Annotated in this window: 15 protein-coding genes; 8 read left to right on the top strand and 7 right to left on the bottom strand. The window is 65.2% G+C overall.

The annotated features are described in order from the left end of the window. Positions 1–24: 24 nt before the first annotated feature. From FHW69_RS00415 to FHW69_RS00395, 5 genes are all read left to right on the top strand, one after another. Positions 25–1,533, top strand: a complete 1,509-nt coding sequence (locus FHW69_RS00415; RefSeq protein ID WP_183421028.1) for an FMN-binding glutamate synthase family protein — start codon at positions 25–27, stop codon at positions 1,531–1,533. A 104-nt stretch (positions 1,534–1,637) separates the two neighbouring features. Continuing rightward, a complete protein-coding gene (locus FHW69_RS00410) occupies positions 1,638–3,350 on the top strand; it encodes a hypothetical protein (RefSeq protein WP_183421027.1) in 1,713 nt (570 codons plus the stop codon). Between the two features lie 8 nt (positions 3,351–3,358). Beyond that, a complete protein-coding gene (locus FHW69_RS00405) occupies positions 3,359–4,228 on the top strand; it encodes an NAD-dependent epimerase/dehydratase family protein (RefSeq protein WP_183421026.1) in 870 nt (289 codons plus the stop codon). A gap of 152 nt (positions 4,229–4,380) precedes the next feature. Continuing rightward, positions 4,381–6,633 (top strand): penicillin-binding protein 1B, encoded by a 2,253-nt coding sequence (gene mrcB / locus FHW69_RS00400; protein WP_183422212.1) that lies wholly within the window; start codon positions 4,381–4,383, stop codon positions 6,631–6,633. Between the two features lie 2 nt (positions 6,634–6,635). Further along, entirely contained in the window at positions 6,636–7,148 is a 513-nt protein-coding gene (locus FHW69_RS00395; RefSeq protein WP_183421025.1) for a tetratricopeptide repeat protein, read from the top strand. A 51-nt stretch (positions 7,149–7,199) separates the two neighbouring features. On the opposite strand, the gene hemE is transcribed toward FHW69_RS00395, so the two are convergent. The 4 genes from hemE to FHW69_RS00375 form a co-directional block, all read right to left on the bottom strand. Further along, positions 7,200–8,273: a uroporphyrinogen decarboxylase gene (hemE, locus tag FHW69_RS00390; RefSeq protein ID WP_183421024.1), complete on the bottom strand. Its 1,074-nt coding sequence runs from the start codon at positions 8,271–8,273 to the stop codon at positions 7,200–7,202. Next, on the bottom strand, positions 8,263–8,526 hold the full coding sequence (locus FHW69_RS00385; RefSeq protein WP_183422211.1) for a hypothetical protein: 264 nt from the start codon (positions 8,524–8,526) through the stop codon (positions 8,263–8,265). The genes hemE and FHW69_RS00385 overlap by 11 nt, the downstream gene beginning before the upstream one ends. Positions 8,527–8,608: 82 nt before the next feature. Beyond that, complete coding sequence (aroB, locus tag FHW69_RS00380; RefSeq protein ID WP_183421023.1) at positions 8,609–9,676, bottom strand: 3-dehydroquinate synthase; 1,068 nt, start codon at positions 9,674–9,676, stop codon at positions 8,609–8,611. Further along, on the bottom strand, positions 9,673–10,206 hold the full coding sequence (locus FHW69_RS00375) for a shikimate kinase (RefSeq protein WP_183421022.1): 534 nt from the start codon (positions 10,204–10,206) through the stop codon (positions 9,673–9,675). The genes aroB and FHW69_RS00375 overlap by 4 nt, the downstream gene beginning before the upstream one ends. Before the next feature lie 30 nt (positions 10,207–10,236). Between FHW69_RS00375 and FHW69_RS00370 the strand changes: the two genes are divergently transcribed. Beyond that, entirely contained in the window at positions 10,237–11,100 is an 864-nt protein-coding gene (locus FHW69_RS00370) for an NAD-dependent epimerase/dehydratase family protein (protein WP_183421021.1), read from the top strand. A 7-nt stretch (positions 11,101–11,107) separates the two neighbouring features. On the opposite strand, the gene FHW69_RS00365 is transcribed toward FHW69_RS00370, so the two are convergent. Next, positions 11,108–12,265, bottom strand: coding sequence for a hypothetical protein (locus FHW69_RS00365; protein WP_183421020.1), 1,158 nt, complete (start codon positions 12,263–12,265; stop codon positions 11,108–11,110). A 63-nt stretch (positions 12,266–12,328) separates the two neighbouring features. Next, positions 12,329–13,117, bottom strand: a complete 789-nt coding sequence (locus tag FHW69_RS00360) for a kinase (protein WP_343203934.1) — start codon at positions 13,115–13,117, stop codon at positions 12,329–12,331. Positions 13,118–13,182: 65 nt separating this feature from the next. Between FHW69_RS00360 and pdxH the strand changes: the two genes are divergently transcribed. Then, positions 13,183–13,770 (top strand): pyridoxamine 5'-phosphate oxidase, encoded by a 588-nt coding sequence (pdxH, locus tag FHW69_RS00355; RefSeq protein ID WP_183421019.1) that lies wholly within the window; start codon positions 13,183–13,185, stop codon positions 13,768–13,770. 15 nt (positions 13,771–13,785) lie between these two features. Further along, on the top strand, positions 13,786–14,226 hold the full coding sequence (locus tag FHW69_RS00350) for a secondary thiamine-phosphate synthase enzyme YjbQ (protein WP_183421018.1): 441 nt from the start codon (positions 13,786–13,788) through the stop codon (positions 14,224–14,226). A gap of 4 nt (positions 14,227–14,230) precedes the next feature. Here the strand turns inward: FHW69_RS00350 and FHW69_RS00345 are convergent, their stop codons facing one another. Beyond that, positions 14,231–14,941 (bottom strand): arginyltransferase, encoded by a 711-nt coding sequence (locus tag FHW69_RS00345; RefSeq protein WP_183421017.1) that lies wholly within the window; start codon positions 14,939–14,941, stop codon positions 14,231–14,233. Positions 14,942–14,973 lie beyond the last annotated feature (32 nt).

Here is a 14,973-nt window from a genome sequence, read left to right as displayed (position 1 = left end):
CGTGCAGATCGCAAGGATCAATTCATGGAAGCTCCGGGTTTTTCGCACTGGCTGGTGATGTTTGTCGAGATATCGGCGGCCGTTCTTTTGCTGTTGCTGGCAATGATCGTGTTGTTGCTGTGTGTTGTCTGGTTTGTGGATCGCAACCAGACGGCCAACGCGGTGCTGCGCAACTATCCGGTGATCGGGCATTTCCGTTACGGCTTCCTGAAACTGGGTGAGTTCTTCCGTCAGTACCTCTTCGCGATGGATCGCGAGGAGATGCCGTTCAATCGCGCCGAACGCACGTGGGTGTATCGCGCGGCAAAGAACGTGGACAACACCGTTGCCTTTGGTTCCACCCGTGATCTGCGCGCGGAAGGCGTTCCCTTCTTCGTCAATGCGCCATTCCCCGAACTGGCCGAAGCGCACGTCGAGCCGCGCCCCGTCACCATCGGGCCGTATGCGCGTCAGCCGTATTCGCACGCGGCGTTCTTCAACATCTCGGCGATGAGCTTTGGCGCGTTGTCGGCGCCGGCGGTCAGCGCACTGTCACGCGGTGCGGCACGTGCCGGCATCTGGATGGATACCGGCGAGGGTGGTCTGGCGCCGTATCACCTGGAAGGTGGCTGCGACATCATCTTTGAGATCGGCACGGCCAAGTACGGCTGCCGGACAGCCGATGGCCGTCTGGACGACCAGCGCCTCAAGGAAAACTGTGCGCACGCGCAGGTGAAAATGGTCAGCATCAAGCTGGGGCAGGGCGCCAAGCCCGGTCTGGGTGGATTGCTTCCCGGCTCCAAGGTCACGCCGGAAATCGCGGCCATTCGCGGCATCCCTGTCGGCAAGGATTCGCAGAGCCCCAACCGGCACACGGACATCGGCAACGTCAGTCAGTTGATGGATTCGATTGCCCATATCCGTGAAGTCACCGGCAAACCCACCGGTTTCAAGGCGGTGCTGGGCGATGTGGACTGGATTCGCACGTTGTGTGACGAAGTGTGGGCACGCGGTATCGAAAGCGCGCCGGACTTCATCATCGTGGATGGCTCCGAAGGCGGTACGGGCGCCGCGCCGCAAACGCTGATGGAAGGCGTGGGCCTGCCGTTGCACGAAGCATTGCCGGCGCTGGTCGATACGCTGCTGTCGAAGGGGCTGCGTGAGCGCATCAAGGTCGTGTGTTCCGGCAAATGCATCACGGCCTATGACGTGGCGTGGGCATTGGCCATGGGTGCGGATTTCGTCAATTCGGCGCGTGGTTTCATGCTGTCGCTGGGCTGCATCCAGTCGTTGCAGTGCAATCGCAACACCTGTCCCACAGGCATTACCACGCACGATCCGAAGCTTCAGCGAGGCCTCGTGGTGATGGACAAGGCCGACCGCGTTTTTCATTACGCGACCAATCTGATGTACGAAGTGGGCGTCATCGCCCATAGCTGTGGCGTGAAGGAGCCGAGGCAGCTACGCCGTGAGCACTGCCGCGTGGTGGCCAACGATGGGTTGTCCGTTTCGCTGGGCAAACTGCACCCTTACCCGGTACGCCCCCCGGCGTGAACGGCTTGCTCATCCCTTCCGCTATATAAACGCCAGAGATTGCGCCCGATAGACGTCAGGGCGCCGGTGTTAAGCTTTTTAGCTGAAACGGAATCGGAATGAGCATGAGCGGACGTCGCGACAATAACGACCACGGCCAGCGTGGCCGCACGGAGCCCACCCTGGGGCGCATCGACAACCTCGATGCCCCCGAGATCACGCCTGCGCCGGTCGACGACGGTCTGCCCCATTTCCGGGTCGACGAGCCGCATCGTCGTGCGCCCGCACCCACGCCGCCGCCTCGCCGTTCCGGTGGCAAGCGTGGCTGGCTTTTGCCGGTGCTCGTTCTTGTGCTTATCGGCGGCGGCACCGCGCTGTGGTTGCAGCAGGACAGGCTCCGCGGCCTGGTGCCCAGCACCGAATTGAACGACGTGCTGGCTCAGGCCAACACCGCGCTGGAAGCCGGTCGCCTGGACGGCAGCAATGGCGACAGCGCCCGCGAACTGTTCGAGAAGGCGCGCGCGCAGCAGCCAGACAACGATCAGGCGCGTGACGGCCTGCGTCGCGTGGGGCAGGCTGAAGTGGCGCGCGCCGATGCCGCGCTTACCGGTGGCCGCTACGACGAAGCCGAAACGGCACTCAATGCCGCCCGTGAGCTGCTCGGGGGCGGTAGCGATGTGGAGCGTCTGACCCAGCAGCTTGCGCAGGCGCGCAACCCGCAGGCGCAGGCCGAATCGCTGGTGGATCGCGCCCAGGCGGCATTCGCCGCCGGTAAGCTGGATGGCGATGATGGTGCCGGTGCGCTTTACCGGCGTTTGCTTGATGCGGACAAGACCAACGCGGTCGCCGCGCGCGGCCTCGACAAGGTAGGCGATGCGCTCGCCGCTCAGGCGCGCCAGGCGCTGGCCGATGGCGACAAGGCAAAGTCGGACGCGCTGGTGGATCGCATCGCGGTGCTGGTGCCCGGCTATTCCGATCTGCCGTCGCTGCGTGCGACGCAGGCGGAAACCAAAAAACAGGACGATCAGGCCGTCACCGATCTGCTGACCCAGGGCAACGATGCGCTGCGGGCAGGTCGTTTCACGGGGGATGGCGACGATAACGCCATGTCCCGCTTCCGCGCTGTGCTCGCTGTCGATCCGGACAATGCGGCCGCCAAGGCTGGTCTGGGGCAGATTGCCCAGGCGCTGATTGTGCAGGCCAACGCCGCGCTCGACAGCGACGACGCGAATCAGGCGCGCCAGCTGCTGGACGAGGCGGCCAGGCTGGCGCCGAAGTCGGCCGAACTTGCTGCCACCCGGTCCCGCTTGCCGGGCGGCGGAGCTTCCCATGACGCCAGCCCCGGTCGCGCGCAGGCAGACGACAGTGCCCCGCAGGCGTCCATGGCGGTCAGCCCGGAGCAAGCCGCCAAAGTGGCCGGCATGGTGCGTCAGGCGCAGGCTGCCGCCAGCCGGGGCGACATCATGACGCCGCCCGGCGAGAGCGCATACGACCTTTACCGCGGCGCACTGGCCATCGACGGCAACAACGATGCCGCACGCGCCGGCCTGCAAGGCCTTCCCGCGCAGGTGGCACGTCAGTTCCAGCAGGCGCTGGCCAACGGCAACCTCAATCGCGCCGACGACCTGTACGGCACGCTGGCCGATCTGGCGCCGGGTGATGCCGGACAGAATGACCTGCGCCGCAAGCTGGCCAGTGCGTGGATCGACCAGGCGCTGGCGCGTTCGGACGCTGGGGATCAGGCCAGCGCGTTGCAGTCGCTGGAGCGTGCGCGCCGCCTCGCGCCCGATGACGCCCGCTTGCCCATGGCGTATTCCCGCGTCGGCCGGGCGCACTGATTCCGGATATGACTGTCCTCGTCGTCGGTGCTTCCAGCCAGCTTGGGCTGTTTTTTCTTCCCTTGATCGTGGCGACGGGCCGCGACGTGGTGGCGCTGAGTCGCACGCCACGCGCCGATGAGGCGGGCGTTCGCTGGGTGGTGGGCGAGCTGGATCAGATGCCCGCCGAGGTGGGTACGCTGCCCGGTTTCGAGGCCATCATCAGCTTCGGTCCCCTGGACGGGCTGGCCCGCTGGCTGGCAGGTGCCACCGTCGCGGGCACGCCCCACGTGATTGCCACCAGTTCCATGAGTGCCAAATGGAAGCAGAACTCCTCCGTCGCCAGTGATCGCGAGATTGCCGCGCGCCTCAATGAGGGCGAGGCGTTGCTGGCTGAAAGCTGTGCGGCGCGCGGCATGCCGTGGACGGTGTTGCGGCCCGCGCTGATTTACGGCGCGGGCATGGACAAGAGCCTTAGCCGGATTACGCAACATGCCCTGGCAAGACGCGTATTTCCCTTGCCCGCAGCGCGCGGCCTGCGCCAGCCCGTGCACGCTCGGGACGTGGCGCAGGCTGCGTTGGCGGCGCTGGAGCGTCCGCAGGCGCGGAACCGGATGTTCGAGATTGGCGGAGGCGAGCAGCTGACCACCGCCGACATGTTTCGCCGCCTGCGCCGGAGCCTTCCGGTCTTCACGTGGCCGGTTCCCATTCCGCGGCTGGCGCTGGCCCTTGCGGCGCGTTGCATTCCCTCTGTGCGGGGTGCCATCAGCAGGCTCGATAGCGACCAGATTGCCGACAATGCCGACGCGATAGCGATTCTTGGCGTGCATCCGCAGCGTTTTGCTCCCGTTACATTCGTGCGGATGGTGCCGGTCGGAAAGGCAAAAGCCAGCACTTAGCCACGCTTCGTTCAGATGTGCGCCGGCCTCGTGCCCCTATCATCCCCTCTATTCTTTTTCGCGAAGGCAACCAAGCGTTGGCATTCCTGAACCGTGTCGGCTCCACCTTCCGTGCCTGCTGGCCCTGGCTGCGCATCCCGTTCTGGCTTGTGATGGGCGTCGTGTTCGGCTTCCTCCTGCCCTACACCCTGATCCTCAATGCGCGCCTGCAAGATCGTTTCAACGATCTGGTCTTCGCCGTGCCCACCCGCGTCTACGCGCGTCCGCTGCCTATCGAGCCGGGTGCGGCCATGACGCCGGCGGCGCTGGAGCTGGAGTTGACGTTCGCGGGCTACACCACGTCCGGCGGCGGTCAGGTACCGGGCAGCTACGCGAAAGACGGGGCGCGCTTCACCATCGCCTCGCGTGGCTTCGCCGGCCCGGATGGTGGCGAGTTGCCGCATCGCATTCGTGTGGTGCTGGGCAATGGCCAGGTGTCCTCGCTGGTTGATGTCGAAAACGGCAAGGCGATGAAGCAGACGCATCTGGACCCGGCGCGCATCGCCACGCTTTACGGCGCGCAGCAGGAAGAGCGCCGCATCGTCCGCCTGGACAACGTGCCGCCGCTGCTTGTGTCCGGTCTTCAGGCCGTGGAAGATCGCGACTTCAAGAATCATATCGGCCTGGATTTCTCGGCCATCGCCCGCGCCACCGTCGCCAATCTGCGCGCCGGTCACACGGTGCAGGGCGGCTCGACGCTCACGCAGCAGCTGGTGCGCAACCTGTTCCTGGATCGCGACCAGAACATGATGCGCAAGGTCAACGAAGCGATCCTGTCGCTGTTGATGGAGGCCCATTACGACAAGGGCCGCATCCTTGAGGCCTATGTCAACGAAGTGTTCCTCGGCCAGCAGGGCAGTCAGGCCGTGCACGGCTTCGCGGCCGGTGGTGAGTTCTACTTCGGTCGTCGACTGGAGGATCTGCGTCCTCAGGAGATCGCGCTGCTGATCGGCATGGTCAAGGGCCCCAGTTATTACGACCCGCGCCGTTACCCGGATCGTGCACTGTCGCGTCGCAACCTCGTGCTGCAATTGTTCCGCGACACCGGCCTGATGGACGATGCGGCGATGAAGGCTGCGCAGGCCACGCCGCTGGGCATCGCCACCAACGCGCAGCTTCCGCACAACCGCTTCCCGGCGTTCATGCAACTGGTTCGCGCACAGATCACCGCCGATTTCGACGAGGCGGCGCTGCGCGATGGCAGTCTCAGCATCTTCACCACGCTGGACCCTGCCGCACAGCTTTATACCGAGCAGGCCATCGTCACCACGGCGAAGAATCTCGGCAAGCGCGGTGATGCGGCACAGGCTGCCGCCGTGGTGACCGACATCGCCACCGGGCGCGTGCTGGCCGTGGTGGGTAGCCGTGAGCCCGGCGACCAGGGCTTCAACCGCGCGCTGGATGCACGGCGTCCCATCGGCTCACTGGTGAAGCCGCTGGTGTATCTGGTGGCGCTGTCGCAGCCGTCGCGCTGGTCGCTGGCCAGTATCGTGGACGATTCACCGATCAACATGCGTCAGCCTGACGGCACGCCGTGGACCCCGCGCAACGACGACCGCGAAGTGCACGGTCAGGTGCCGATGGTCGATGCGCTGGTGCATTCGTGGAATCTTGCGACGGTGAATCTCGGCATGGCCGTGGGTGTGCCGCGCATCAAGGGCTTCCTCGAATCGTTCGGTTTGTCTGACGTGAATCCCAGTCCGTCGCTGTTGCTCGGTGCGGTGGATCTGTCGCCGTTCCAGGTGGCGCAGCTTTACGAATACATCGCGGCAGACGGGCATGCGCTGCCGCTGGTGGCGGTGCGTGGCGTGATGGACAACAAGGGCCAGGCCATCAAGCGCTACGAAGTGAAGGGCGGCGATGGCGAATATCAGACGGCCGCGCGCCTCACCACGTGGGCGATGCAGCAGGTAGTGACCAGCGGTACGGCCGCCGCCATTGGCAACTCGGCGCTGGGTTCGCTGCATGCGGCAGGCAAGACCGGCACCAGCGACAGCCAGCGCGACAGCTGGTTTGCCGGATTCACGGGTGAGCATCTGGCCATCATCTGGATGGGCCGCGATGACAACAAGCCCACGGGCCTGTACGGCGCCACAGGAAGCATGCGCGTATGGCAGGAGCTGTTCCGCAAGCTTCCGACCCGCCCGTTGTCCACGAATCTGGGCGACGGTCTGGAAATGGCCTGGGTGAATCCGCAGACCGGCAAGCGCACCGATCCGCAGTGCGAAGGCTCGCGCCAGCTGCCCTTTGTGTCCGGTTACATGCCGGATCAGGAAGAGGGCTGTTTCTGGCAGCGATTCAAGGGTATGTTCGGCGGCGGTGACGCCGAGTCGGCGCCGCCCGCTCCCAGTAATCCTACGGATTGACCATGTATCGTTTTCGCCTGTGCGCCCTTGCCGCCGTTTCCCTGCTCGCCGCTTGCAGTCAGCCTGCACCGCCGCAGGCCACGCGTCCCCCCAAACCCAATTACGACATCGTGGCGCAGATTCGCGCGGCCGGTGAACGTGAGAAGTCGGCCATTGATGTGGCGCCGTTGCGCGATCCGGGCGTGCAGGGTCTGGCTCAGTCAGCCCAGTCGGACGAGCGCGCGGGGCACTTCCCGGAAGCGGCTTCCAAGCTCGATTCGGCATTGAAGATGGCGCCCGATGCGCCGGAGATCATCCAGGATCGTGCGGAAGTGGCGGTGCGCATGAACGACTTTCCGCTGGCTGAGAAGCTGGCACGCCAGTCGTATCAGCTTGGCCCGAAGCTCGGCAGCCTTTGTGCCCGCAACTGGCAGACGGTGATCGAAATGCGCATGCAGGCCGACGACAATGCTGGCGCGGCGACCGCTCGTCAGGAACTGACGAAGTGCCATGTCGCGGGGCCGAATCGCTTCTGATTCGGCTGTTGTTGCGGGAGCGGGCAAGCTCGCTCCCGCATATCGTGGTTCTCAGCCCTGGCGGATCGTCCGGCCGTGGCTGTGTACGGTGTCGACCAGCACGCGCACATTCTCCGGATCCACTTCCGGGGTGATGCCGTGGCCCAGATTGAACACGTGCCCCGGGTGATTGCCGAAGCTGTCCAGCACGGTGCGCGCTTCGCGCTCCACGATCTCCGGGCCTGCACGCAGCACGGCCGGATCAAGGTTGCCCTGTAGCGCCACACGGTCGCCCACGCGACGGCGGGCGTCGCCGATGTCGATGCTCCAGTCGATGCCCAGACCGGTACAGCCGGTGTCCGCCAGCGCTTCAAGCTGACCCATGGCACCCTTGGAAAAAAGGATCACGGGCAGGTCGCGGCTGGCGGCATCGGCGTGCAGTTCGTCGACCACGAGTTTCATGTAGCGCAGCGAAAATTCGCGAAAAGGCGCAGGTCCCAGCAGGCCGCCCCACGTGTCGAAAATCATCAGCGCCTGCGCACCTGCGCGGGCCTGCGCGATCAGATAGGCGGCCACGGAGCGAGCCAGCGTATCCAGCAACTGGTGGGCGAGGGCGGGTTCGTTCCACGCCAGCGCTTTCACGCGTGCGAAGTCGCGCGAGCCTTCGCCTTCCACCATGTAGCAGGCCAGCGTCCACGGACTGCCGGAAAAACCGATCAGCGGCACGCGGCCGTGAAGTTCCTGGCGAATGAGGCGCACGGCATCCATCACGTAGCGCAGCGAACCATCCATGTCCGGCACGCTGAGCTTGCTGATGTCTGCCGCGCTGCGCACGGGCCGCTCGAAGCGCGGGCCTTCGCCCTGCGCAAACGAAAGTCCCAGGCCCATCGCATCGGGAATGGTAAGGATGTCGGAGAACAGGATGGCCGCATCGAGGTCGAAGCGTGCGAGCGGCTGCAACGTGACTTCGCACGCGCGTTCCGGGTGGGTGGCCAGCGCCATGAAACTGCCGGCGCGGCCGCGTGTTTCCCGGTATTCCGGCAAATAACGGCCGGCCTGGCGCATGACCCAGATGGGCGTGGTGTCGACCGGTTCGCGGCGCAGCGCGCGCAGGAAGCGATCATTGGTCAGCGCATCAGCGGCCATGCTCGGACTCCAGTCCCTGACTGAACATTACTTTGAAACCCCGTTTGATCTGCGCGTCACGCGCCTTCGCAAACGCGGCCAGTGCCGCGTCGTGGTCGAGGAAGATGTCGCGCTTCAGCGCCGCCTTGCCGCCTTGCACGCCGGTTTCGCGATACAGCGTCCAGCCGCCCAGCAGATCCTGCTCAAGCACGATCTGAACGTAACGGGGCGCCTCGGCGACAGCGTCGGACACGGTTTGCATGTAAATGCGCATGGGCGGGCGAAGGTCTGACGCAGGACCGGTCATTGTAGGCGCTCCACTGCGGGCGCGCACGCCTGTGCCCGCCCGGGTGTCTTCAGCCAAGCACGGCCAGCACGTCGGCCTCGTTCACGCCCGCCACGATTTCCGCCGAGCCGATACCGCGCCAGAGGATCAGGCGCAGCGTGCCGGCGGTGTTCTTCTTGTCCAGTCGCATCAGTGACAGCAGGCGCTCAGGCGTGTGACCGGCCGGCTGCCGCGTGGGCAGACCCAGGCGCTCCAGCAGCGCAATCAACCGGTGTGTGTCGCCGTCGTGCGACATGCCCAGCCGCGCCGAAAGCCTCGCCGCCAGCACCATGCCGATGGCCACCCCTTCGCCGTGCAGCAGCTCGGTGTAGCCACCCGCCGTTTCCAGCGCATGACCAAACGTGTGGCCCAGATTGAGCAACGCACGTTCGCCCTGCTCGGTTTCATCGCGTGCCACCACGCCGGCCTTGTACTGGCACTTGCGGGCGATGGCGTCGATCAGGGCGGTGGATTCACGCATCGACAGCGAGTCGGCATGGGTTTCCAGCCAGTCGAAAAAAGCGGCATCGCCAATCGCGGCCGCTTTCACCACTTCGGCGAGTCCGGCCCGGTATTCGCGCTGCGGCAATGTGTCCAGGGTGTCGATATCGGCGACGACGGCGCGTGGCTGATGAAACGCACCCACCAGATTCTTGCCAATGGGCAGGTTCACGCCGGTTTTGCCACCCACCGAGGAATCCACCATCGCCAGCAGCGTGGTGGGCACCTGGATGAAGTCGATGCCGCGCATCCAGCACGCGGCCGTGAAGCCCGCCAGATCACCGACCACGCCACCGCCCAGTGCGACGATGCATGCATCACGCGTGGCGCCAAGCTGGCCCAGTGCATCCAGTGCGAGGCCGACGTTCGCAAACGTCTTGTTTGCCTCGCCGTCACCGATGAGGAAACTTGACCACGTCAGGCCATCCAGCCCGCGTGCCAGCCGTTCCAGATACAACGGTGCGACGGTTTCGTTGCTGATGACCAGCACGTGGCGTCCGCGAATGCGTTCGCGCCAGCGCGTGTTGTCGGCCAGCACGCCGCTGCCGATCCATACCGGGTAGCTGCGCTCGCCCAGAACGACGTCGACGGTTTTCATGGTGCGCAACTCCAGTGCTGGTCAATCAGGGCGATGGCGCGCGCAGCGGCGCTTTCCACCGGTTCGTGCTTGCCGGGAAACGCCAGGTCGGCCAGTGCTTCGTAAAGTGGCAGCCGATCATGCGCCAGGGTTTCAAGGCGACCACGCCGGTCAGGCACGGCCAGCAGCGGGCGCTGGCGGTCGTGTTCCAGACGGTCGAGCTGTTCGTCCACCGACACCTGCAACCACATCACGAAGCCGCGTTCGCGCAGCAACGCGCGGTTGGCCGGATCAAGCACCGCGCCTGCGCCGGTCGCGAGCACGATACCCTTTTGAAGGCTAAACTCATCCAGATGCGCGCACTCGCGTGCCCGGAACCCGGCTTCACCTTCCTGCTCGAAAATCGTGGAAATGGTGAGGCCGCAGCGTGATTCGATCTCCACGTCCAGATCGACGAAGGGCATGCGGTAGTGCTCCGCCAGCTGGCGGCCGATGGATGTCTTTCCGGCGCCCGTGGGACCGACAAGAAACAGATTAGGCGAGGGATTCATCGAGTCATGCTAGCAACAAGCGACCTGCCTATGAACGAGCCAGGTCTCAATCACTCGATTCTTGTGGCGGGCGCCGGCGACGTGGGCGGCCGGGCGGCCGCGCTGCTTGCCGCCAGCGGGCACTCTCTCTGGGCACTGCGCCGCCGTCCCGTCGCCGACAGCGGGGACGGCATCCGCTGGATACAGGCTGATCTGGCCTCACCGGACACGCTGCGCCAGCTTCCCCGCGTCTCCCATGTGATCTTTGCGCCCACGCCCGACGCACGCGATGAAGCAGCGTACCGCAGCGTTTTCGTCGATGGCCTTCGCCATCTGCTGGCGGCGCTGAATCCCGAGACGTTGCAGCGGGTCATCTTCGTGTCGTCGTCGGCCGTCTATGGCGATCACGCTGGCGCATGGGTGGATGAAGACACGCCGCCTGCGCCGCCCGGCTTCAATGGCGCCGTGCTGCTGGAAGCCGAGCAGGTGCTGGCATCCAGCCACGTGCCTTCCACCGTGCTGCGTCTGGCAGGACTGTACGGCCCCGGTCGCACGCAGCTATTTCAGGCGCTGCGCGACGGAAAAGTACGCGTGCCGCGGGAGCAGCGCACGTTCGCCAACCGCATGCATGTGGACGATGCGGCGGCAGCGCTTGCCCATCTGCTGACGATGGACGATCCCGATCCGCTGTATGTGGGTGTGGACGATGCGCCGCTGGCCATCGACGAACTCTACGACTACCTGGCCGGCCTGCTGGGTGTGCCGCCTCCGGCGGAAGGGCCCGGGCCGCACGGCGTGGGCAACAAGCGTCTCAGCAACGCGCGCCTTCGCGCTGCGGGTTTCCAGTGTCGCTGGCCCGATGCCCGCGCAGGTTATGCGGCGTTGCTGCGGCGGGCGATGCAACAGCTGCGTTGACGCCGCCTCATGTGCGTTCAGCGCGAAGCGATTGGGTGATCGCCATGGCGATGGCGCCTGGCGTCGCGGGCTTGGGCGCGGGCTTCGCTACCGCAGGCGATGAGCCCGGTGGCGTGCTGCTGAACGTGGGAAGTGGCCCCAGTTTCGGCACCGGTCCTTTGGGTGCCGTCGATGAGGAAGACGATGACGATGACGACGACGCGCCAAAGGCCGGAAAAGACGGCGCCGTCGCCTGTTTGGCTGGAGGTTTGGGCAGATAGCCGCCGCCGTGAATCTGCCCCGGCTTCCCGCGTTCATCGCGCATGGGCGAGTGCGGTCGGCCCGGTTCCAGATAGCGGGTGGTATGGCCCATGGCCTGGACGAACGTGTTCATGTGCGTCATGACCGTGGCTTGCTCTGGCGGCGTCAGCGCCTGGAAATGCACGGCTGCCTCCCTCTTGCCCTGGTTGCGATTGGCCTCGTAGGACGCGCGGGCGCCCTGGTCCTTCATTTTCGACGAGCGGTCCACTGTGCGGGCCACTTCGCCGGGAGCCGTGGAGAACAGGGCGGTCGTGCCAGCGAGCACGCCAGCGGAGGAGGGAGTAAGCGCCGGGTCCTTGAGCGTGCGCATCACCTGGTCGCGAAGCACGTCGTGGCCGGATGCCTGTCCTTTCTGGCTCATGCCCGAACCTGAGTGTCCTGCGCCGCCGCCGCCCGGCACGCTGAGTACCATTCGTGCCGTATCTGTTCGTGCGCCGTCACTGGCTTGCATGACGGGCCCGACGTTGCGCTCGTAGAACGTCGCGCCCGAATGCTTTTTCCATATGCCCCTGGACATCGCAGGCATGGACGACAGGCCCTTGCTGCCCTTCGTTCGCCGGGAGAGATGATCCACGCTGTCCGTGGTTCCGAACGCCTCGTGATAGCCGCTGCTGTGGCCGCTCTTCGTCGGGTTGGATGGTGAGCGAAAAGCGCCTTTCTTTATCTTTTTGCCGCTGGTGACAGCCTCCACCACGTCTGTCCTGAATCCGCCAGCCTTGGCCTGGGATGGCGTGAGGGTCCTGTCCAGGGTCGCGTGATGAAATGGCTTGTTGGCGAAGGGCGCCTGCGTGCGGCTGGTCTTGATGAGCTGGGTGGTGCGCGACCGTGCAGTCGCTTTAGGCGTACTCTTTTTCAGGCGCCCCATGATCCACCCCCGTCGGCAGGTGCTGATCTAAGCACAACGGGCGCGGCGGTGCCCGTTGCCGGATCAGGGCGGGCCGGGCATGACGTGCCTGGACTCGTCCAGCGGCACCAGGATGTCTGCCCGGCTGGGCAGGGTGAGCATGGCCAGTCGGCTGATGCGTTCGTAATGCTGGACGAAACGGCGCATGGCCTGCGCGTCCATCGTGTGTGCGGCACCGCTCTGGCGCAGCTTCTGTTCTGCCTCGGAACGCCAGGCCAGCACGATGTCCCAGGACGGCGCCAGAAGGACGATCAGCGCATCAAGGCGCCGCCATAGCGGCTGATAGTGGACCAGGTTCTGGTTGACCCACTCGCGCCAGCGGCCGTCCGGGTCTTCATCGCGTTCCAGTGCGTTGACCGGTGTGGCGAGCGCGACCTCATCTTCCACGGGAACGCCGACACACCAGCCTTCAAGAATCAGCAGGCGCGGCGGCCGGGTGAGCACGGGCCAGGTGTCCGCTGGAGCGCGGTCATCCATGCCTTTATCGAAACGGGGCAGCGCAACGGGATGAGCTGGCGACGCGTGCGGCAGTTCGCTCATCACCTGATTCAGCAGCCCCAGATCGTGCGTGCCGGGCACGCCCCGCGTCATCAGCAGCGGATGGACGTCTGCGGCCAGGCGCTGGCGCTGCGCCCGGGTGAGGTACACATCGTCCAGCGACAGTACGGCCGCATGCCAGCCGCGCGCGTTGGCCAGCCCGGCCAATGCGCTGGAAAGCGTGCTTTTGCCGCTGCCCTGCAAGCCGGACAAGCCGAGCACAAACATGCCCGGAGAATCGCTTATGGCGTGCTCAAGCTGCGACAAAAGGGTCACGGCCAGGTCATGACCGTGCGTGCTAGCATCCGGGGTCTCCATGCCAGAAGCATAGTCCGACGCCGATGCTAAACGCCGAGATCCTCACCACGTTCCGCTCCCTGCTGGACGAAGCGCGCGCCAGTGGCGACCGCGAACCCACCGCGATGAACCTGGCCACCGCCGATGGGCGTGGGCGCATCCATTCGCGCATTGTGCTGCTGAAGGCCATTGACGAGCGCGGCCTGCAATTCTTCACCAACTACGAAAGCGCCAAGGGCGAGCAGTTGGCGGCACATCCGCAGATCGCGCTGTGCTTCCACTGGAAGCAGATTCGCGAAGGCATTCAGGTGCGTTTTGAAGGCCGGGCCAGCAAGCTTGGCGCGGACGAATCAGACGCCTATTTCGCCAGGCGTCCGCGAGGCAGCCAGATCGGCGCATGGGCCTCGAAGCAGTCGCAGACGCTGCCTGACCGGGCCACGTTTGAAGAGCGCGTGGCGCACTTTGAAAAAGAGTTTGAAGGCCGCGATGTGCCGCGTCCGGATCACTGGGGCGGCTATCTGGTCGATCCTGACCGGGTGGAGTTCTGGTACGGCGCCACGTTCCGTCTTCACGAGCGAATCAACTACGAAACGGATGATGGGAGCTGGACCCACCGCCTGTTGTATCCGTAACCACCGGAGAACACCATGAGCCGCAGCCAGCCCGTGCAGCACGTCGCCCAGAGCACGGTCACCGTTCATACGCGCGGCCGTGGCCTGTTTGAAGTGACCTCGCGCGTTGCTGACGCGGTCACCGCCAGCAACGTGCAGACCGGCGTGGTGAATGTGTTCGTGCAACATACGAGCTGTTCGCTGCTGATTGGCGAGAACGCCGATCCGGATGTGGTCGGCGACCTGGAGCGGTTCTTCGCGCGACTGGTGCCCGATGGCGATCCGCTGTTTCGCCACCGCGATGAAGGCCCCGACGACATGCCGGCGCATGTGCGTTCGGTGCTGACCGGCGTCACGCTGTCCATCCCCGTGCATGGCGGAAAGCCGCTGCTGGGAACCTGGCAGGGCGTGTTTCTTTTCGAGCATCGCCTGGAGGCGCATCAGCGCAAGTTGACCATCAGCACGTTCGGCCACTGATCGCCTAAGCGCGGGGCATGTCGATCCAGTGATTGTTCTGGCGGATCTGCAACGCGTTGAAGCGGCTCTTGTAGTCCATCTTGGGATGGCCGGCGATCCAGAAGCCGAGGTAAAGGTACGGGATGCCGCGTCGCCGGGCCAACTCCACCTGCTGAAGAATGCCGTACGTGCCGAGGCTGCGTGCGGGTTCTTCGGGTGCGAAAAACGTATAGACGGCTGAGGCGCCGCCGAGGCAGATGTCGGTGACGGCCACGCCTTTCAGTTCGTCGCCTTGGCGAAACTCCACGAATACGGTCGGGCTCCACGGTGCGACGAGGAAGCGCTGGAAGTCTTCGGTGTCGGCCGCATCCATGCCTCCGCCGGGATGGCGGGACTGGAGGTAGCGTGCGTAAAGCGCGTGGCGTTCTTCGGTGAAGCCCGGGCCTGTTTCCACGACGCGAAGATCGGCATTGCGCTTGAGGCAGCGGCGCTGGCTGCGATCCGGTTCAAAGCGCTCGATGTCGATGCGGCAGGGCACACAGGCCTGGCACTCGCCGCAACGCGGCAGGTAGAGGTGGCCACCTGCACGGCGAAAGCCTTTGGACAGCGCGCCGCCGTATAGCCGATCCAGATGAGGCGCCCCGGGATCGACCACAAGATTTTGCGCCGTGCGGTCAGCGTAGTAGCCGCAAGCGTGGGGCAGCGTCTGAAATAGCCGGACACGGTCAGAAGACATGGGGTGATTCTAAGCTGGCTTTCTGCCGACTG

The organism is Luteibacter sp. Sphag1AF, assembly GCF_014192715.1.
In the GTDB taxonomy this organism is placed as follows: Bacteria; Pseudomonadota; Gammaproteobacteria; order Xanthomonadales; family Rhodanobacteraceae; genus Luteibacter.
The sequence above is the reverse complement of the archived record's forward strand: the minus strand, read 5'-3'. Positions and strand labels throughout refer to the sequence as shown.